Genomic DNA, 19,140 nt, shown 5'->3' on the forward strand with positions numbered 1-19,140 from the left:
TGCTTTCCCACACGTTGGGTATTTTTGCTAATTTTAAACAAGGTAAAAGTCAACGCGACTGGCTTCAACAATCCAACGTTATAGGATGTTAAAGTCGAGCATCGCGTTAGTTTATAATACCTCAGAGCAACATAAAAAAATTGCAATTGCTGCTGCTTCTATGTGGAAAAAGAATCTTGGTGTTATTGCTAAATTACAAGCCGAAGAATGGAAAGTCATGCTGGATAATGAACATCAGGGTAAGTTTGATGTTGTCAGGGGAGGATGGGTTGGAGATTATAATAATCCTGTATCCTTTTTAAATATATTCAGTACTAACCAAAGTAATAATACTTCATTTTATTCAAATAAAGAGTTTGATAATTCGGTGGAAAAAGCGGGAGAAACCAATAATCAGGCTGACTTTCAGAGGTCTGTTGATATTTTGATAAAAGATGCTCCTATTGCACCCGTTTATTACGCTGTGACTGCGGTATTAGTAAAACCTTATATTGGGGGGTATTATGCCAATATATCCGGATTTACAGCCACGAAAGATCTTTTTGTCATTAAGCATTAATAAACTCAACATAAATAGTGAGGAAGATAGCCCTATGCAGAAAGTCACAATTATTACGGGTGGTTCCCGTGGTATTGGTAAAGCAACAGCGCTTGATCTGGCAAAGAAAGGGCATCATGTTTGCATTAGTTATCGTTCTCGTAGAGAACGCGCACAGGAAGTTGTGGACATGATCCAAAGCCTGGGGCAATCGGCACTGGCTGTTCAGATGGATGTAACCGATGAACAGCAGGTTATAGCTCTGTTTCAGAAGGCGGAAAAGGAACTGGGGTATATTACCGGGCTGGTGAATAATGCGGGCATTTTAAAGGCTCAGACTACCATTGAGCAGCTAACCGCTGAGCGTTTGAATGAGATGTTTGCCACCAATATCACGGGCTATTTTCTGTGTGCCAGAGAAGCTGTCAAAAGAATGGCTTTCCGGCATGGGGGACAGGGTGGGGCGATTGTTAATGTTTCATCAGCAGCGGCAAGGTTGGGAGCTCCCTATGAATATATTGATTATGCTGCTTCAAAAGGGGCTGTAGATACATTGACGACGGGGTTATCTCTGGAAGTTGCGGCACAGGGAATAAGGGTAAATACCGTTCGCCCTGGGTTTATTTATACCGAGATGCACGCTGATGGCGGTGAACCGAACAGGGTTGACAGAATTAAAGATTCCCTGCCGATGAAAAGAGGCGGGCAGCCTGAAGAAGTTGCAGCAGCGATTGCATGGCTGCTATCTGATGATGCATCGTATGTAACGGGTAATTTTATGGATTTGGCGGGAGGAAAATAGACTTTCGCTTTTTTGAACTAAGAACTCAACCGGAGAGAATGGCGTATTTTTCCGGTTGAGTTATCTGGCAGGTTGCGACAAAAAATTTGACATTATTGCTTAGGTTTAAGAATTATTTTCCCGAACGTTATTTCAATATTAATGGGTTGCTCTATCAATTGACTGTCAGTTAGCCAGTCGCCGGCAAGATAAAGTTCTCCATTTTCACGAATATTATCTATTCCCTGTTCTGGCTTGTTTTCAATTTCGTGGATCAGATTAGTAAGATCCGTCTCGGGGGCAAGCAGAGAAAGAATGATCCCATCTGAGTGCTGGGATATATGAAAGAGTGAATTAGAAATAAACCCGGCATCACTCAGTTTGCTGCCACTGAGGGTTAACTCGGGGAGATCAGTGTGGCGAAATAAAACATGAAGACTCATTTGACGTTCCTTGTGTCATTTGGAGATTTCGTCATACTTTAGCAGTACTTTAAGGGGTGAGAAAATTATGTTGTGAGAAGTGTTAATCTTATTCAGGAAATAAAAACCCTGCCGATATTATCAGGCAGGGTTTTGCATTAAATCACTTAATTAAAGCGAATTAGGCTGCGTTAATGCCATACTGAGCACAAACAGATGCCAGGCCACCCGCATAGCCCTGACCGACTGCACGGAATTTCCACTCACTATTGTGGCGGTACAGTTCACCGAACAGCATTGCAGTTTCAGTCGAAGCATCTTCAGTCAGGTCATAACGGGCAACTTCAGCTTGTGTGTCATCGTTAACCAGACGAATGAACGCACCTGAAACCTGTCCGAAGCTCTGACGACGAGCCTGAGCATCATGAATGGTGACAACAAAAACGACTTTATCGATATCAGCAGGGATTTGATCCAGTTTGATTTTCAGTGATTCATCATCACCATCCCCTTCACCGGTGCGGTTATCGCCAGTGTGCATAATAGAACCATCAGAAGATTTCAGGTTGTTGTAGAAAATGAAATCAGCATCACCGCGTACTTTGCCATTTGCTGCCAGCAGGAACGCTGAAGCATCAAGGTCAAAGTCCTGTCCGTCAGTCGCGCGGGCATCCCAGCCGAGACCGATCAGAACATTTTTCATTGTTGGCGCTTCTTTGGTCAGAGAAACGTTACCGCCTTTAGAAAGAGATACACCCATTATTTTTTCCTCATTTATTTATGGATTTAGCTTGTTTTTTCTTTTTCGGGAAACAGCAAGCTGGCAATAATACCGGCAGCCAGTACCCCGAGTACGACAAACAGGCTGGTTGTCGCCGAAATAGAGTAACCGTGGTGGAACATATGTTCAGATGCGTTAAGTCCTAATTTGATAGCAATAAAGAACAGCAGGACAATAACGGCTTTTTCAAGATGAACGAGATACTTTTTCAGTGCCTCCAGTACAAAGTAGAGTGTACGCAGACCTAAAATGGCGAACATCATGGCACTGTAAACGATCAATGGCTCACGGCTGACAGCAATAACCGCAGGAACAGAGTCAAAAGCAAACATGACGTCAGAAAGTTCAACCACAGCCAGACACAGCATCAGTGGCGTGGCATAAAGAGCTGCTTTACCAACACGCCCTGCTTTTTCACTATTAGTTTTATTACTGCTGGTTTTACGACCAATAGTTACATCAGCATTTTCTGGTTTTGCCAGCTCTGCATCGACTTCTTTCTGGGTAAGCATGAAATCATGACCGCGCAGTTTTGGCCAGATTGGGAAGAAACGCTTCACCAAACGGTAGGCCAGATGTTGTGAGTAATCTTCGATTTCATCATCATTGTCACCACTTTTCAGCATCATAACTGCTGTCCAGCCGACGATGGCGGCAAAAACCATTTCAACCCACGGCCCCAGTGTCAGTAGGCTTGCCCCGATAGCAACAAAAATACCACGGAAGACAATGGCACCGATTATGCCCCAGTAAAGAACGCGGTGGCGATAACGATCCGGGACAGCGAACCAGGAAAAGATTGCCATAATGACAAACAGGTTATCGACGGAAAGCACCTTCTCCAGTGCATAACCGGTGATAAACAGGCTTGCGACTTCGGCACCGTGATGGACAAACAGGAATCCCGCGAAAATAAAAGCAACAGCAACCCAGAAGACAGACCAAAGAGCGGCACTGCGCAGCGAAATCGGCTTATCATGACGATGCATAAAGAGGTCGATAAAGAGCGCACCAACCGACAGAATAATAAATACAGCAACGGTTTCCATCGGAAAACCAATGTGCGTGGATACCATGAAGTAAGCCTCTTAATTATCCGCGATTACAGATCGAAATCTGCCGGTACAAAGCCTAAGGCTGTGCATATTTCTCTGGCAGCATTTTTTTCATCGTTATCAAAGTCACCATCACTTTTGGCAACTGCAATCCCGACACGTAAAGCGAGCTGTGCTGCTTCCGGCTGCTGCTTCAGCGCCATAATGTATTTCATCGCTTCGCCTTTGCCGATATCAGCATCAAATTCATAGCTGCTGACCAGTTTGTTGAAGAATTCGATAATTTCAGTCGTATCGAATACTTTCAGCTCAGGGGAACTTTTGATGAATCCCACCATCTTCTGTTTTTCTTCAGAGCTGACGCCGTTACTTGCCATTGCGACATGCGCGCACACGGCAACAGTTCCTTCCATGAATTTTTTGTTTTTGAAACGGCCAACCTGATTGGTCAGCTCTTCGCGGCCTGCACTGAATGCCGATTTGATTTTGTTTAAAAAGGACATAAGTCCCTCCGTTAGTTTGTATAACGAGTATGTATTAAACGTATTATTTACTGCCTGATGTCCAGCGAAAGCCCCAGCCAAAAGCCTGGTCCATCTCTTTATGACCACTAAAATACTGGTTGATACGCTCTACCTGAATGTCACCGTTGTCATTAACAAGACGGGCAATGGCACACATATTTTTACGGTTATGCCCTTCTGTCAGACGGGTTTCAATCGGAGGCTGGCCATTGACGTAAATCGTGACAATACCATCCGTATTGTTCCAGCTTGGTACACCTTCGTAGATAAAGGCATAGATCAGAACTTCACGGATATTTTTCCATTCAAGACCATTGATATGGAGCCATTCACCATCAGTAACACTGCCTGTGCGATCATCCCCCTGTAACTGGACATAAGGCTCGCTATGATAAGCACCGAAACCGTTCCCTAATGCCTGTATAACGTCACGGGTGCCATCGCGGAGCCGGACGAAGGCTCCGAGATCCAAATCTACCCCCTTGCTGGTATTAAACAGGTTCTGGAACATGCCACGGCTGGCAGGAGCAGCTCCCTGATTCCAGTTAAGATTGACACGGATTTCACCGAAGTTGTCACGTTTACTCAGGCTGATAGCGGGTTTTTCTTTCGTCAGAGAAACCTTGCTCAGATTGACACTTTTCGGTTCAGGGGCCGGAGTTGGTGGTGACGCTGGCGCATCATCGACAATATCGACACCAAAATGTTCTGCCAGAGGCTTCAGACCACCATTAAAACCCTGAGCAATAAAGCGAAACTTCCATTCACCGTTACGGCGATAAAGCTCACCGAGGATCAACGCGGCTTCTGTACGCCCCTGAACTTCAACTTGCCCCTGTAAAATCACACTCCCATTCAGTTCGACCTGAATAGAAAGGCTGTGAAGGCTAGAGATAGTCTGGCTGCCGTCGCAGGTCGCGGTGAATGCAACTTTTTGGACATCTTGCCGAAGAGCCGGCAGATTAACGGAAAACGCGGTATTGGTATTACCGCCGGACAGGCGAATGGTGTTATCGTCATTATCCGGTTGACCATAAAAGACCATATCCGGATCGCCCTGCACCTTACCATCAGCATACAAACGGAAAGCGGAGACATCGACTGCTGAACCTGAAAGTACCCTGATGGTCAGCATTTGATTGGAGACGGGGGCATTTCCCCCCGGAGTCAGATTCATCAGCGCACCACCGTTTCAACGATTTGTGGATACATATCATCAATGGTACGCCCACGGCAGGGAACCCCATGTGCGGTGAAATCCCACATACCGTTATTACGGCGCAGGGAAGAGATAATAATGCCGGTATGAGCACCCTGTTCGTTTAACTGGTAGCGCGCCAGCTCTTTGCCGTTTTGATCAACAACACGGCAGAACGCATTTTCAACATCGTTGAAGGTTTGACCGCGGAAACTATTAACGGTAAAGGCAAGGTATTCAACATTGGCAGGCAGTTTAACTAAATCGACGCTGATGACTTCATCATCCCCGTCGCCTTCTCCTGTCAGATTGTCGCCACTGTGCCTTACCGAACCACATTCGGATTTAAGCTGTCCGAACCAGACAATGTCAATGGAATTGCCGGATGCATCGAGCAGAATGCAGCTGGCATCCAGATCAATTTCATTACTGTCTCCGCCGAACAAACGTGACAGGAAGCCTTTTTTTTGAGCTACTGGATCCCATCCCAGACCAAAATCAATTTTAGCCAGCGAAGTACTCTGCTTGGTCAGCGAAACGGACTGATTTTTACTCAATGAAACCATTAATAACACCTCTTATTTATCGGTGAATTGTTTTATAAGTGATTTATTTTTTATCGTGAATCGCTATCAGTGAATTGCGATAATTTCACTTATGTAGAAAATCATAATATGACCAGATATATGGCTGAAATCCTGTCATATTATGATCCTCACAAATTGCAACTATCTGTTAAATGTATGATAGAGAGCAATCTGGCTTCGTGTTTTATCATTTCTTTTCCATGGAGAAAAGTCAAACAAATTCTTATTTAAAAAATCATATTATGATTGACATTAAGTGTGGCTAAGCTCTAGACTTCGGTGCATATTTCACCGAATTTGAACTGGAAAATGGACGTAACAAATTTGGCTAATGTCTATTTAGCAATAGGCGTTGTCTGGATAAAAAAATTTGGTTTATGAAAGGGAAATTTGTTTTATGAAAGAATCACCACTGCTTTTGCCTCACTTCCTGAAATTGCTGAAATTCTTTTAAAAGGCTTCTGTATGACAGCATGTAATCATCTTCAGCGTCACTCATTCCCGGCTGATAAAAAGCAAAGTTACCAAAAACAAAGCTATCAAAAACAGTTAAACAGCGGAACCTTAACTGTGACGGCTGAGTGTGGTGAAACGTCTCTGGAAGCGTTGTTTGATATTGCTGAACGACGTAATCCGAAAAGGGCATTTTTATTTGTCAGCAAAGTGCTCGGGCGTCATATTCCGGTCAGTCCGTCTATTATGCGTACAGTTTATCAGCAGTTATCAGATAAATTCCCAGTTAATCTTCCCGGGCCGGTGCTCTATATCGGGATGGCAGAAACGGCGGTGGGGCTGGCGGCGGGGGTTTTTCAGGAAACCCGGCATAAAGTCACTTCTCCTGTATTTCTGACATCAACACGCCATCCGGTTGAAGGTGAGTTGTTGTGTGAGTTTAAGGAAAACCATAGTCATGCAACAGACCACCTGATCTACTGGCCGCAAGAAGAACATTTGCGCCAGCGGGTCAGCCATGCCCGTACACTGGTTCTGATTGATGATGAAGCAACGACGGGCAATACTTTTCTCAATCTGTTTGAGGCATTGCGTTGTGCCGGGATGGAGCATATTGAACATATCATTACAGTGACTCTGACGGACTGGAGTGGGCAAAGCATCATAAAACGCTGTCCGCTTCCTGTCTCAGTTATTTCCCTGATAGAAGGTGAGTGGCAATGGGATGCGGATAGTTCAGCGCCTGTGCCCGTTATGCCTGCGGTGAATGTCACGGCACGGGGAAAAGTCGATATTATCGGCACACAGAACTGGGGGCGCTTGGGGCTGGACGATATTCAATATGATCTGGGTGCTGAGATCCCGGCTAATGTTGGTGAAAAGGTCTTGGTGCTAGGCTCCAGCGAGTTTGTCTGGCAACCATTTTTGCTGGCAGAACGCCTTGAACAAGAAGGGGCTGCCGTGAAATTTGGTTCGACAACCCGTTCTCCTATTTCCTGCGGGCACGCTATTCAGTCTGTGATGGCATTCACCGATAATTATGGTCTGGGGATCCCCAATTTTCTTTATAACGTAGCGCACCAGCAGTTTGAGCGCGTCCTACTCTGCCTTGAAACACCTAAAGCCGCAGTTGATCCAAATTTGATAGAGCAATTATCTCTGGTTGCACCAGTGATAGAGATTGTGACTTATGATTAAGCCCGTATTTTTTACTGATCTGGACGATACGTTATTTCAAACCCGCCGGAAAATAAATGAGCTGTCGGATATTACTTCGCTTCGCGTAGCTACTGTAGACAGGCAGCAGGCTCCTCATAGTTATATGACAAAACAGCAGGCTATGCTGGTTGATTGGTTACTGGCGAATGCGGAAGTGATTCCTGTGACAGCCAGAAATACAGAGCAGCTTAGCCGGGTACAACTTCCGTTCACTTCATGGCGTATTGTCACTCATGGTGCGGTGCTCCTGACACCAGAAGGGAAGGCGGATCAGGTGTGGCAATCACATATGTTGGCTGAACTTCAGCCTTACCGGGATAAATTGCTGGAATTGGAATGTCTGGGGAATAGACTGATAGCATCCTGTGGTTTTTCTGTATGGTCACGCATTAACTATGAATATGGTGATGTCCCTGTTTATATTTCGGTTAAGTGTAATGAGCATAATCGGGCAGAAGAGCTTAAGACGCTGCTTACAGCAGTAACTCAGGTGATGAGTGATATTTTTGATGCCGACGATTTTTATTTTCACTACAACAATAATAATCTCGCTTTTCTACCTAAATGTGTCGATAAGGGATTGGCAACTCAGCATCTTCTGCAAAGGCTTCACGATGAGAGAGGTATTTTTCCTGTTATTGGCATGGGGGATAGCTTAAGTGATCATCGGTTTATGAAATGGTGTGACTGGCTTGCGATCCCTCAACGCAGTCAATTTGCTGACACATTAACGGCCTCTTTATTCGGTATGCGGAATCCTACATAAATGAATAGTTTTACTCCTTTTTCTGGCTCTTACGCCAGCGGTGATGTTCATTTCTTACTAAAGCCGGTTCAGATTGAAATGACTCCGGTTGAGATTAAAGAACAGCTAATTCAGTCTGGTGCCCGTCATTATTCTGAGATGTTGAGTCAGGAGCCAGAACCGACCTCTTACCACCTTGAACTGTTTGATAAAGCGCTGGAAATAGGCGCAACCAGACTGGCAACTGAAGTTGTGATGCTTGCCAAGGCTCTGATATCACGCTTTGGCGACACACCTATCGTGCTGGTGAGCTTAGTCAGGGCGGGAGTTCCTCTGGGTGTGATGTTACATCAGGTTTTACGGGATATGGGGCAACGATCGTATCACTATGGGATCAGTATCATACGGGATCGTGGCATTGATGATACGGCGCTCTCGTATATAGAACAGCAGCATGGGACGGCTGGTTTGGTATTTGTGGATGGCTGGACAGGTAAAGGTGCGATCACAGCAGAATTATCCCGTTCATTAGCGGGACGGCCGGGCTATTCAGGCATTCCCCGTTTGGTCGTACTGGCCGATCCGTGTGGATGTTCATGGCTGGCGGCCAGTGATGATGATTGGTTAATTCCCTTTGGGATCATGGGAGCACCGGTATCAGGGCTAATATCGCGTTCAATCTGGAGTGAAAATGGATTGCATGGATGTGTGAAATGTGATCATCTGAGTGAGTTTGAATGTAGTGGAATGCTGGTCGATACCGTTGCTGAATGCCGGGAACGTCTGGATTTGACGGCCATACCTGCGGCTGACTGGCAACCTCAGGAAAAAATGGTTTTGCTGCAACTAAGTAAGAAAGTTATTTCCACTCTTGCTGAATTATATGAGGTCAATAGCATTAATCGTATCAAACCGGGAATTGCGGAAGCAACGCGTGCTGTGCTGAGGCGTGTTCCTGAACAGGTACTTGTCCGTTCTAAAAATGATCCTGATGTTGCTTTGCTGGTTTATCTGGCACAGCAGAAAAATGTTGCCATTACAGAAGTAGGTGATCTGATTGGCCAATATCGGGCAGTCACGATTATCAAAAAAGTAGCATAAAAAAGGTGGTCCGATGAAACAGAACCCTTTCGCAAACCAGCTTGGTGCGACACTTTATATACCAGCGACCCGCCCAGATATTCCAGAAATAATCCTGTGTAATAAAGTTGTAGGGTTACGTTCTTTGGTGATTTGTCTGGAGGATTCAGTCGTAGAAGAGGATATTCCCGTCGCCATCGAAAACCTCGTATCTGTATTACAGATACTGGCTGCGGCTAAGGGTTCAGCCGCTAATACTGATCATTATCCATTGATTTTTATCCGTCCACGGAATGAATCCATGGGACGATATCTGGTCAATACTGTTGATCTTAGCCTTGTCACGGGTCTCGTATTACCTAAATTTACGCAATCATTATTACCTGAATGGTGGGATATTATTGCTTCAACGCATCTTGGCGTTATGCCGACACTGGAAACTGAAGATGTTTTTGATGTGCAGCAAATGAATTATTTGGCCGATAAGCTAAAATCTCACCCTTTCTGCGAGCGGGTCATCGCGCTACGTGTTGGTGGTAATGATCTGATGAATCTTATTTCGATCCGTCGTTCGCGTGAACTCACGCTATATGATGGCCCAATGGGATATGTGATAAAAATGCTGGTGGCTGTTTTTGGTTCACGTGGTTTTTATTTAACAGCGCCCGTTTGTGAGCATATTGATAATCTGGAGTTACTTGAGAAAGAGCTTGTATTGGATATTGCTCATGGGTTTGTCGGGAAAACAGCTATTCATCCACGACAAATAGAACACATCCATAAGGCATTGATGGTGAACAACCATGATTATGCTGATGCCTTAAAAATCCTGAAGACAAAGCAGGCGGTATTTAAGTTTCAGGGTGCAATGTGTGAACCGGCTACACACTGGCGCTGGGCTGTGAATATTCTGGAACGGGCGAAATATAATGGTGTCTGTTCAGGAAGTGAAACTGAAAATTTTAACTCGCTTTAATATTGATTTACCGGCATGAGAAGCTATGCTGGATGTTGTGTTATATATTAGGAAGTTATCGTATTCCTGACTTGGTAATTGAAAACGATGTTACTTAGCCCCAAACAACTCAGAAATTTTAAATTAACTTTGCTGCTTTCCCATGAAAGACCTGTCAGCAAGGTAAAAGTGATCGAGGCACTTAGTTGTTCTGGTCCAACATTGACTCGTACTTTAAGGGAACTAAGGGATCACTATCGTGCTGATATCCGGTTTAGCAAAATGGGAAATACTTACCAACTAGTAGATAAGGGATTATTGACCAGAAAAGAGGTGCGCAGAATTGAAGAGCTGCTCACTCAGCATAATAACTTTGAATTAAAGGAAGCCACCAGCCACGTTTTCCTTGATAAGGAAAAGAAGAAACCAATTTCCCTGTCATTGCGGATGTCTGTCATCCGAAAAATAGACGGGCTATCCAATCGGCTTGGAACGAGCAGAAGTGAGATAGTTGAAATGTTCGTAGATAGGTTTATCGACGAATTACAGAAAGAAACCGCTAATGGTCATTCACGAAAAAGAACAGAGTCCCTTAATGCCAGCGAATAATATTGAGCTGGCATTAAGGCGGGTATACCCTTCGTCTTTCAAGCTGCCTCTTTGTTGGCTGCGCTCGTTCACCCCAGTCACATAGTTAGCTATACTCCTGGGGACTCTCTCCCTTGCCGCCGCGATGCAACTCGAAATCCATTGGATATAAGATTTCTTTCTAATGATGATGGCGTGTGAGTTTATCCAGATATCCCATCACAAATGCTGATACCACAAAAGTGAGGTGGATAATCACATACCACATTAATTTACTGTCCGGCACATTCCGGGCATCCATAAAGACACGCAGCAGATGAATGGATGAAATGGCAACAATGGAAGCCGCAACTTTATTTTTAAGCGAAGTGGCGTCCATTTTTCCTAACCAGTTTAATTTCTCTTTGTGTTCTTCGATATCTAATGTTGAAACAAAGTTCTCATAACCGGAGAACATGACCATCACTAACAACCCGCCAACCAGAGCCATATCAATCAGAGAAAGCAAAGTCAGGATCAGCTCTGATTCAGCGATAGAAAAAATATGTGGCAGGACGTGAATGATTTCCTGAAAGAATTTTATAGCCAGTGCAAATAAAGCCAGTGATAAACCAAAATAAACAGGTGCAAGTAGCCAACGGGAGGCATACATTGTGTTTTCAATAAATCTTTCCATGTTGTTCTGAATATGTTGCAAAAGGAGCTGCATTATAGATCAAGATCGTGTGTGAGCTAATACATATCAACGAACCCTGAATTCTGATTCTAGTTTACTGACCCCTAATCCATTCATCTTTTCCACTTTGATCTGTACAGGGATACGCTCTTTCATGGCTTCAACATGGCTGATAACACCGATAGTTTTCCCGGTTGCATTAAGGTGATCGAGTGCATCCAGTGCGATATCGAGGGTTTCAGAATCCAGTGTGCCAAATCCTTCATCAAGAAACAGGGATTCTATCTGGGTTTTGTTGCTTACCAGATCAGATAGTGCTAATGCCAGTGCCAGACTGACAAGAAAGCTTTCGCCGCCGGAAAGAGTTTTGGTATCTCGAATAGAGTCGGCTTGCCACATATCAACCACTTGTAACTCAAGGCCGACATCATCTTTATTTTGTCGTTTGCGTTGCAGGTAGTAACGGCCATGTAATTTTTCTAGCCGGCTATTTGCCAGATGCACCAAATGGTCCAGTGTCAGACCCTGAGCAAAACGCCGGAATTTAGCACCATCCGCCGAGCCGAGCAGGTTATTGAGATAGCTCCAGTCATCATAATTCTGTTGTGAGAGAGCTATTTGATCCAACAGTTCCTGCTGATGATGTCTACTGTTGGCATCACTGGTGAGCCGGTTTTTGACTTCACCCTGCTGCTGGTTATTTTGTTTTAATTCATTGGCGGTATTACTTAACAACTCAGCTAATTGTGATGGTTCAAACTGTTCCAACAGTAACGGTGATTTTTCCCTGTGGCGCTGTAACAGGATTTCAGATTCGTGGCACCGTGTTTTAGCTTGCAGAATCTGTTTGGCAAGCTGTTCCTGTAGCTGTTGAAGGCTTTCCCGTAGTTCCGGTGCCAGTAAAGCCTGTTCAAAAGAGGGCTGATCAGGAAACCCTTGTTGTTGCAGACCTTGCTGGAAGGTGTCGGATGCCTGTTTGTATGCGGCTTCGGCAATATGGTAGCTTCGTGTTATTTCACCCGCAGCGCCCGTTAATTGATTTACTTGATTCTGTAACTGTTGTAGATCAGCAGTGGCTTGTTTACAGGCGTTATCCAGTTCGCTCGCTTTTTGCTGCAATTCCCGACGTACAGTGCTGACGGATTGTTTGCCAAATAATTGGTAACGTTCCTGCTGGGTTTGCTGCAATACCTGATTCTGCTGTTGTTGCTGTTCAGTCAGTATTTGTTGTTTATTGATTATTCTGCTTTTTTGTTTTTCCAGTTCATTCAGTTTGCTTTGGAGGGCGGCCTGTTCCTGCTGCAATTGCTGCCATTTTTCGCGGGATCTGTGATAGTTTTTCAATTCAGTTTCACGTTGTTGTAACCAATTTCCTACTTCCTGCGGCTCTGGCAGTGTAAACGGCGTATCGTGCAATGTATCGATTAATTGCCCTGTTGTTGTGGCATATTCTGTTTCTGCCTGATGGAGTTCAGCCGTATTTTCCTTCAATTGACTCTGATATGACTCTTGCCTGACTTTTTCCAATGCCGATTTTTGTTCATCTAATTTGTACTGTTCACGATGAGCCGAGAGTGTTTTTTCTGCAATGTGGTACTGTTTTTCAGCTTGAGTCAGTATTTCATATTGTTTCTGAGATTGGGTATAGGCTGACTGACGCAGGGTAATAAAGTGCCTGACCGGTTCAGCTTCCATTGGTAATTCGGGTGCTTGTAGTTGTTGGCAATGGTGCTGCCATTGTGTAGTGATTTCTGTCAGCTGAGATGTGAAACGTTCTGTGGATTGCTGCAATTGTTCACTCTGTTGTTGCTGGAATTGCTGCTTTTGCTGTAAAGCAGAACGTTCTCCCTGTAGCTGTTCTATTTTTTGGCTAAGAGTTTTCAGCCGCTCTTCTGATTTTGGCAGGGTGATATTCTGATATTCACTAATCAAAGGGTGGTGATTCGATCCACAAAGCGGGCAGGCTTCTCCCTCTTTTAGCTGATTACGCTCCTGCTCCAGACTGATAATGCGTTGTTCCAGACGAATTCTGGCGGTTAAATCCTGATGGTGTTGTTGTGTTTCTGCCAGTTGTATCTCAAGGGTATTTAACTGATCAGGTAAAGGTTTCAGTGACGCTTGAATTTGTGCAAATTGCGCCTGATTGGTTGAGATCGTTGTCTGTATTTGCTCGATCTGAGGCAAAAAAATTTCTAGCTGGTTTTGTGAATTAAGCTGTGATTGGTAATCTGATAACTGTTTTTGTAGTTGATCGGATGAATATTGGGTTTGTAAGCTCAACAGTTTTTTTTCTGCAAGTTCAAGTGAATCCTGTAATGGCTGGCATTGTGCTGCCTGTTTTTCCAGAACTGTATTTAAACTATTCAGATTTTCAGTTGTACGGGTAAGCTCAGTAGCTATTTGTTGTTGTTTTTGTCTGAGCTTGGTTATCTGCTCCTGTTTTTCATTCTGGCGGGAAAAGAGTTGCTGCCATTTCGGTAACTGCCTGTCGAGAGTGCGGACATGCGGATGTTCTTCATCGTATGTCTCCAACACTTTCTGTTCTTTATTCAGCGAGATGTGCTGGTTTTCAGCCAGTTGATACTGGGATGATATTTCAGCTAGTTCCTGATTCTGCACAGTGGCTTCTTTTTCCAGCGTGAGCAGATCCTTAGACTGAATATCAATCTTATGATCGAGTGGCGTAACCTGCTCTGAGATCAATTTCTCCTGCTGTATATGATGCTGTTGATATTCTTTTTTAGCCTGTTCCAAATTAATCTGTTTTTGTTGAGCGGGTTGCAGTAAAGCAACCTGTCGTTGCAGCTCGAATTGGATTTTTCTGCTTTGCTCATCAAGGCGCTGTTGTTCGGTTAAAGCCCGATTGTATGCATCCCACAATGGTCGGATTTTTTCAGCCGGTTCACTGGCAGTCAATTGTTGTAACTGGGGGGAAGCATCCTGTATCGCCTGTTCAGTCTGTTGCAGTGATAACTTATGGTTCGTTAGTGACTGTTCCAGCTCATGCTGCCGTACAATCCATTGCTCAGTAATTTGTAAATCTTTTAGCTGCTGACCAAGCTGAATTTCTGCGGCAATCAGCTGTTGTTGTTGATTGCGATACTCTTCCAGTTGTTCTGCTGTTAATAATTCAATTGAAGATGCTTTTGCCTGCTGAATATTCAATTCGGACTGAGCTTCTTTATGGCGCTGATAAATCTCCTGTGACAGAATGCCATAAATTTCTGTACCGGTAAGTTCCTCCAATAAATCGGCCCGATCTTTATCATCAGCGTTTAAAAATGCGGCAAAATCCCCCTGTGACAGGAGTATAGATTTAGTAAACCGTTTAAAATCAAGTCCGGTTATTTCAGCAATCTTTTCTTTTTTATCAGGAATTTTGTCAGCCAGAATTTTGCCTGTTTTTTTATCCGCCAATTCTCCTTTCGGTGGCTGGAGTTTTCCATCAGCCTGATTGCGGGCTCGCCGCTGACTCCAGAATGCCCGATAAGCAACCCCTTTTACTTCAAATTCGACTTCTGACAGACATTCTGCGGTATGACGGGTCATTAATTCGTTCTGATTGGCTGAAATAGTACTGAGCCGGGGAGTCTCGTGATATAAGGCAAGGCAGATGGCATCCAGCAGCGTAGTTTTTCCCGCTCCGGTTGGGCCGGTAATGGCGAATAATCCATTGCTGGCAAAAGGCTCGGCTGTGAAATCAATTTTCCATTCACCCTGTAGAGAATTAATATTTTTCAACCGTAAGCTAAGAATTTTCATTACTGCATCCTGACCGTTATTTCTGATTGTTATTTTTGTGTACGTTGCTGAGTAATCTCATCCAGTGTTTGCCTGAACAGAGTCGTCAGGCGCTGTTTTTGTGGCTGATCGTCAATTTCCGCCATTGCCAGCCGTCGTTCGAAAACTTCGGATACGCTTAATTCAGTCAGCGTCTCTTTATTTTTTTCTGATAATGAGATTTGACGAGCGGTTTTGCTGCGGCGTAACAGAATAATTTCTACAGGCAAATCCGTAGCCATAGTTTTGATACGTTTCTGGATGTCATGCAGATAATCCTGCGTTGCTACTTCAATATCCAGCCAGACAGGGCGCTCTCCCTGATAATCACTGAAAGTTTGTAATTGTGCTTCTATTTGTTGCAGATTACCCCGAATGAGTTGCATTGGCTGATAATTCGGAATAGGTAACAGGGTAAGGCGATTGAATTTACCTTCCTTAAAATCCGCCAGACAGACACTTTTCTCTTGCCCAACTTCATCAAAACTTAACGGAATAGGAGAACCGCTATAACGGATATGCTCAGTTTTATTGACAGATTGTGGGCGGTGAATATGTCCCAGAGCAATATAATCAGCAGGGGGGAATGCTTGTGCCGGGAAAGCATCCAATGTGCCAATATAAATATCCCGCACGGAGTCAGTTGTAGAGGCTCCAACTGTGGTTAAATGCCCGGTTGCGATAATCGGCAGAGATTGGCCAAGCTGCTCCCGTAAGCTACACGCCTGTTGGTAGAGCTGGTGGTAGTGTTCAGCGATGGCATCCTGTAAAGCCTGTTGTTTCTGTATGGCTGACTGGCCTGCTTTACTGAACATAATATCTCGCGGGCGTAGATAAGGAATGGCGCACAGAATGGCTCCAGCCTGACCATTTCTGTTATTCAATACCTTAATTTGCTGTTGGGTATCAGTTTCAGCACAGGCAATAACAGTGGTATTCAGATAAGAGAACAGGGTTTTTGATTCATTGAGTGTTGCGACGGAGTCGTGGTTTCCCCCAAGAATGACAAGCTGGCAATCTGTGGGTTGTAGGTCTACCACAAATCTGTTGTACAACTCCCGGGCATAGCTGGGCGGAGAACCTGTATCGAAAACATCTCCGGCAATAATCAGGGCATCAACCTGATGTTCATTTATTTGCCTGATAAGCCACTGTAAGAAGTGCTGATGCTCTGCCGCACGGTTTTTAGTAAAGAAATATTGCCCAAGATGCCAGTCTGACGTATGAATAATCCGCATATTTTTGCTCTGCTTATCTTGCCTGTGTTGCTGCTCTGCGCTGTCCCTGTGCCCAGCCTACCCTGTTCAGATGTTAATTATAATGAGTGTTCTGCGGAAGTCGTGGGTAATTATAATTTCATTCACAGATTTTCGAGCGGCCTCGCAACAGCAATGAAATAGAATAATTGATTGATAAATTCCTCGTAATGTTGGTTACAGTTTTATGATTAAGATGAAATTTATTTCATAAAACTGTAATAAAATTGACTCACAATAGTTCACTGTGAATTTTGCTGACTTCAATCATACTGACAGGATTAACCATGGTTAGACGTATTTTGGTTGTTGAAGATGAAGCCCCAATTCGTGAAATGGTCTGTTTTGTTCTGGAGCAGAACGGATATGAGCCTGTTGAAGCAGAAGATTATGACACTGCCGTAGGGTGTTTATCTGAGCCTTATCCTGATTTAGTCCTGTTGGACTGGATGTTACCCGGTGGTTCAGGAATACAAATTATCAAACAAATGAAGCGTAATAATACCACCAAAGATATTCCTGTCATGATGGTAACCGCACGGGGAGAAGAGGAAGATCGAGTACGTGGGTTTGATGTTGGTGCCGATGATTATATTACCAAGCCATTTTCCCCCAGAGAGTTAATTGCCCGCGTTAAAGCTGTATTGCGTCGTATCTCCCCTATGGCAGCAGAAGATATTATCAATATAGAAGGACTGATGCTGGATTCTATATCCCATCGTGTTTCCAGTCAGGGACAAAGTGTTGATATGGGACCAACCGAATTCAAACTTCTTCATTTTTTTATGACGCACCCAGAGCGTGTTTATAGTCGCGAGCAGTTGCTCAACTATGTGTGGGGAGCGAATGTTTATGTAGAGGATCGCACGGTAGATGTACATATTCGCCGCTTGCGTAAGGCGCTGGAAATGGGTGGACACGATAAAATGGTACAGACTGTTCGTGGCACAGGCTATCGCTTTTCTACTCGTTATTAGTCTTTCTGGCCGATTTTTGGGACGACCTGCATAAATTCAGTTTGGGAAGCCAATAATGAAGCAAATTGAAAAACAACAAACCTGTACTGGAGAGAGTTAAGTGCTTGAGAAATTATCCTGGAAAAAGCTGGTACTGGGGTTATTTATTTTCTGTCTGCCCGCAGTTATTTTGTCTTTCTTTGTCGGCCAACTGGCGTGGTTGCTGGTTATTGCATTACTTCTGGCATTAGTATGGCATGGCTATAACTTACTGAAGTTATCTGACTGGCTCTGGCTTGATCGCAGTATGTTGCCCCCGGCAGGCAGGGGAGGATGGGAGCCGGTTTTCTATGGTATTTATCAGTTACAGCAACGTAATCGCAAGCGGCGCAGGGAACTGGCATTATTAATCAAACGGTTCCGCAGTGGTGCCGAATCATTGCCGGATGCCTTGGTAATGATGACAGTGGAAGGGAATATTTTTTGGTGTAACCGTCTGGCTCAACATTTATTAGGGTTTCGCTGGCCAGAAGATAATCGACAGTCTATTTTCAATCTTCTTCGCTACCCTGATTTCAGCCGTTATATGATAGCGGGTGATTTTACTTCTCCCCTCTCTCTTGAATTAAATAATGGTCATATTGTGGAATTTCAGTTGATGCCTTACTCGGAAAGCCAATTACTGATGATTGCCCGTGACATCACGCAAAAAAAACGGCTGGAAAACTCCCGCCGTGATTTTTTCGCAAATGCCAGCCATGAACTGAAAACGCCGTTAACAGTGCTACAGGGTTATCTGGAAATGATGCAGGATCAGGATCTCAGCGGGAAAGCAAGTCAGAAAGTAGTGAGTACTATGCAAGAGCAGGTACGGAGAATGGATTCTCTGGTCAGTCAGTTACTACATCTTTCCAGAATTGAGAGTGGCTCAAAGGTAGATGTGCACAATATGGTCGATGTTCCGGCTATGCTGGCTTTATTAGAGCAGGAAGTACAGACATTGGCAGATAAACAGCATGATATTGTATTTAATGTCGATAACACACTACATGTGCTCGGAAGTGAAGAGCAGCTCAGAAGCGCAATGTCGAATCTTATCCATAACGCTATTAATCATACCGAGCAAGGAACCAGCATAGAGGTCAGTTGGTTGAGAACAGTTCATGGAGCGCTGTTTAAAGTCGAGGATAATGGACCCGGGATCAGCCCTGAGCATTTACCGCGCCTGACAGAGCGTTTCTATCGCGTTGAACGTTCACGTTCGAGAAGAGCGGGTGGAAGCGGGTTGGGGCTGGCGATCGTGAAACATGCCTTACACCACTACAATACTCATCTTGATATTACAAGTACGGTCGGGAAAGGTTCTGTATTCAGCTTTTTATTACCTCTGCAGTTTATTGCTTCTGATACAAAAACTGATTAAAAAATCATAATATTAACGCGATGCTCGACTTTTATGATGAGTTGAAATGACATAGCCGCTCCTTTATAACTTTAAGTCGTCAAAAATAGAGAAATAAAGGAACAAAAGGCTATGTCACAGCAAG

General features: G+C 44.2%; 18 protein-coding genes. 9 read left to right on the forward strand and 9 right to left on the reverse strand.

Features of this window, described 5'->3' with window-relative positions:
• Positions 1-85 precede the first annotated feature (85 nt).
• Positions 86-559 (forward strand): ABC transporter substrate-binding protein, encoded by a 474-nt coding sequence (locus AACX68_RS19395; protein WP_228860195.1) that lies wholly within the window; start codon positions 86-88, stop codon positions 557-559.
• A gap of 34 nt (positions 560-593) precedes the next feature.
• A complete protein-coding gene (locus AACX68_RS19400; RefSeq protein ID WP_228860196.1) occupies positions 594-1,340 on the forward strand; it encodes an SDR family oxidoreductase in 747 nt (248 codons plus the stop codon).
• A 92-nt stretch (positions 1,341-1,432) separates the two neighbouring features.
• On the opposite strand, the gene AACX68_RS19405 is transcribed toward AACX68_RS19400, so the two are convergent.
• The 6 genes from AACX68_RS19405 to AACX68_RS19430 form a co-directional block, all read right to left on the reverse strand.
• Complete coding sequence (locus AACX68_RS19405) at positions 1,433-1,762, reverse strand: SymE family type I addiction module toxin (RefSeq protein ID WP_228860197.1); 330 nt, start codon at positions 1,760-1,762, stop codon at positions 1,433-1,435.
• A 160-nt stretch (positions 1,763-1,922) separates the two neighbouring features.
• On the reverse strand, positions 1,923-2,501 hold the full coding sequence (locus AACX68_RS19410; RefSeq protein WP_228860198.1) for a TerD family protein: 579 nt from the start codon (positions 2,499-2,501) through the stop codon (positions 1,923-1,925).
• Positions 2,502-2,527: 26 nt separating this feature from the next.
• Positions 2,528-3,598 (reverse strand): TerC/Alx family metal homeostasis membrane protein, encoded by a 1,071-nt coding sequence (locus AACX68_RS19415; RefSeq protein WP_228860199.1) that lies wholly within the window; start codon positions 3,596-3,598, stop codon positions 2,528-2,530.
• A gap of 26 nt (positions 3,599-3,624) precedes the next feature.
• A complete protein-coding gene (locus tag AACX68_RS19420; RefSeq protein ID WP_099108752.1) occupies positions 3,625-4,080 on the reverse strand; it encodes a tellurite resistance TerB family protein in 456 nt (151 codons plus the stop codon).
• 43 nt (positions 4,081-4,123) lie between these two features.
• Positions 4,124-5,278, reverse strand: a complete 1,155-nt coding sequence (locus AACX68_RS19425; RefSeq protein ID WP_228860200.1) for a TerD family protein — start codon at positions 5,276-5,278, stop codon at positions 4,124-4,126.
• Complete coding sequence (locus AACX68_RS19430) at positions 5,278-5,865, reverse strand: TerD family protein (RefSeq protein ID WP_099120737.1); 588 nt, start codon at positions 5,863-5,865, stop codon at positions 5,278-5,280. The genes AACX68_RS19425 and AACX68_RS19430 overlap by 1 nt, the downstream gene beginning before the upstream one ends.
• 486 nt (positions 5,866-6,351) lie before the next feature.
• Between AACX68_RS19430 and AACX68_RS19435 the strand changes: the two genes are divergently transcribed.
• The 5 genes from AACX68_RS19435 (at position 6,352) to AACX68_RS19455 (ending at position 10,946) form a co-directional block, all read left to right on the forward strand.
• On the forward strand, positions 6,352-7,536 hold the full coding sequence (locus tag AACX68_RS19435) for a phosphoribosyltransferase domain-containing protein (RefSeq protein WP_228860201.1): 1,185 nt from the start codon (positions 6,352-6,354) through the stop codon (positions 7,534-7,536).
• Positions 7,529-8,323, forward strand: a complete 795-nt coding sequence (locus AACX68_RS19440) for a hypothetical protein (RefSeq protein WP_228860202.1) — start codon at positions 7,529-7,531, stop codon at positions 8,321-8,323. Before AACX68_RS19435 ends, AACX68_RS19440 begins: the two co-directional genes overlap by 8 nt.
• Positions 8,324-9,403, forward strand: a complete 1,080-nt coding sequence (locus tag AACX68_RS19445) for a cysteine protease StiP family protein (protein ID WP_228860203.1) — start codon at positions 8,324-8,326, stop codon at positions 9,401-9,403.
• A 13-nt stretch (positions 9,404-9,416) separates the two neighbouring features.
• Entirely contained in the window at positions 9,417-10,358 is a 942-nt protein-coding gene (locus tag AACX68_RS19450) for an HpcH/HpaI aldolase/citrate lyase family protein (protein ID WP_228860204.1), read from the forward strand.
• A gap of 87 nt (positions 10,359-10,445) precedes the next feature.
• A complete protein-coding gene (locus AACX68_RS19455; protein ID WP_228860205.1) occupies positions 10,446-10,946 on the forward strand; it encodes a tellurium resistance protein TerW in 501 nt (166 codons plus the stop codon).
• Positions 10,947-11,106: 160 nt separating this feature from the next.
• Here AACX68_RS19455 and AACX68_RS19460 read toward each other — a convergent pair whose 3' ends face one another.
• From AACX68_RS19460 to sbcD, 3 genes are all read right to left on the reverse strand, one after another.
• Positions 11,107-11,601: a TIGR00645 family protein gene (locus AACX68_RS19460; protein WP_099108879.1), complete on the reverse strand. Its 495-nt coding sequence runs from the start codon at positions 11,599-11,601 to the stop codon at positions 11,107-11,109.
• A 66-nt stretch (positions 11,602-11,667) separates the two neighbouring features.
• On the reverse strand, positions 11,668-15,363 hold the full coding sequence (locus AACX68_RS19465; protein ID WP_228860206.1) for an AAA family ATPase: 3,696 nt from the start codon (positions 15,361-15,363) through the stop codon (positions 11,668-11,670).
• Between the two features lie 29 nt (positions 15,364-15,392).
• A complete protein-coding gene (gene sbcD / locus AACX68_RS19470; protein WP_228860207.1) occupies positions 15,393-16,619 on the reverse strand; it encodes an exonuclease subunit SbcD in 1,227 nt (408 codons plus the stop codon).
• Positions 16,620-16,924: 305 nt separating this feature from the next.
• Between sbcD and phoB the strand changes: the two genes are divergently transcribed.
• Both phoB and phoR read left to right on the forward strand, forming a co-directional pair.
• Positions 16,925-17,614 (forward strand): phosphate regulon transcriptional regulator PhoB, encoded by a 690-nt coding sequence (phoB, locus tag AACX68_RS19475; protein WP_228860208.1) that lies wholly within the window; start codon positions 16,925-16,927, stop codon positions 17,612-17,614.
• A gap of 100 nt (positions 17,615-17,714) precedes the next feature.
• On the forward strand, positions 17,715-19,016 hold the full coding sequence (phoR, locus tag AACX68_RS19480; protein WP_228860209.1) for a phosphate regulon sensor histidine kinase PhoR: 1,302 nt from the start codon (positions 17,715-17,717) through the stop codon (positions 19,014-19,016).
• Positions 19,017-19,140 lie beyond the last annotated feature (124 nt).

The sequence above is a fragment of the Xenorhabdus sp. PB61.4 genome, from assembly GCF_963894935.1.
In the GTDB taxonomy this organism is placed as follows: Bacteria; Pseudomonadota; Gammaproteobacteria; order Enterobacterales; family Enterobacteriaceae; genus Xenorhabdus; species Xenorhabdus stockiae.

Coding starts and splice junctions, on each gene's coding strand:
- AACX68_RS19395 (WP_228860195.1), top strand. CDS start 86: ATGTTAAAGTCGAGCATCGCGTTAGTTTATAATACCTCAGAGCAACAT.
- AACX68_RS19400 (WP_228860196.1), top strand. CDS start 594: ATGCAGAAAGTCACAATTATTACGGGTGGTTCCCGTGGTATTGGTAAA.
- AACX68_RS19405 (WP_228860197.1), bottom strand. CDS start 1,762: ATGAGTCTTCATGTTTTATTTCGCCACACTGATCTCCCCGAGTTAACC.
- AACX68_RS19410 (WP_228860198.1), bottom strand. CDS start 2,501: ATGGGTGTATCTCTTTCTAAAGGCGGTAACGTTTCTCTGACCAAAGAA.
- AACX68_RS19415 (WP_228860199.1), bottom strand. CDS start 3,598: ATGGTATCCACGCACATTGGTTTTCCGATGGAAACCGTTGCTGTATTT.
- AACX68_RS19420 (WP_099108752.1), bottom strand. CDS start 4,080: ATGTCCTTTTTAAACAAAATCAAATCGGCATTCAGTGCAGGCCGCGAA.
- AACX68_RS19425 (WP_228860200.1), bottom strand. CDS start 5,278: ATGAATCTGACTCCGGGGGGAAATGCCCCCGTCTCCAATCAAATGCTG.
- AACX68_RS19430 (WP_099120737.1), bottom strand. CDS start 5,865: ATGGTTTCATTGAGTAAAAATCAGTCCGTTTCGCTGACCAAGCAGAGT.
- AACX68_RS19435 (WP_228860201.1), top strand. CDS start 6,352: ATGACAGCATGTAATCATCTTCAGCGTCACTCATTCCCGGCTGATAAA.
- AACX68_RS19440 (WP_228860202.1), top strand. CDS start 7,529: ATGATTAAGCCCGTATTTTTTACTGATCTGGACGATACGTTATTTCAA.
- AACX68_RS19445 (WP_228860203.1), top strand. CDS start 8,324: ATGAATAGTTTTACTCCTTTTTCTGGCTCTTACGCCAGCGGTGATGTT.
- AACX68_RS19450 (WP_228860204.1), top strand. CDS start 9,417: ATGAAACAGAACCCTTTCGCAAACCAGCTTGGTGCGACACTTTATATA.
- AACX68_RS19455 (WP_228860205.1), top strand. CDS start 10,446: ATGTTACTTAGCCCCAAACAACTCAGAAATTTTAAATTAACTTTGCTG.
- AACX68_RS19460 (WP_099108879.1), bottom strand. CDS start 11,601: ATGGAAAGATTTATTGAAAACACAATGTATGCCTCCCGTTGGCTACTT.
- AACX68_RS19465 (WP_228860206.1), bottom strand. CDS start 15,363: ATGAAAATTCTTAGCTTACGGTTGAAAAATATTAATTCTCTACAGGGT.
- sbcD (WP_228860207.1), bottom strand. CDS start 16,619: ATGCGGATTATTCATACGTCAGACTGGCATCTTGGGCAATATTTCTTT.
- phoB (WP_228860208.1), top strand. CDS start 16,925: ATGGTTAGACGTATTTTGGTTGTTGAAGATGAAGCCCCAATTCGTGAA.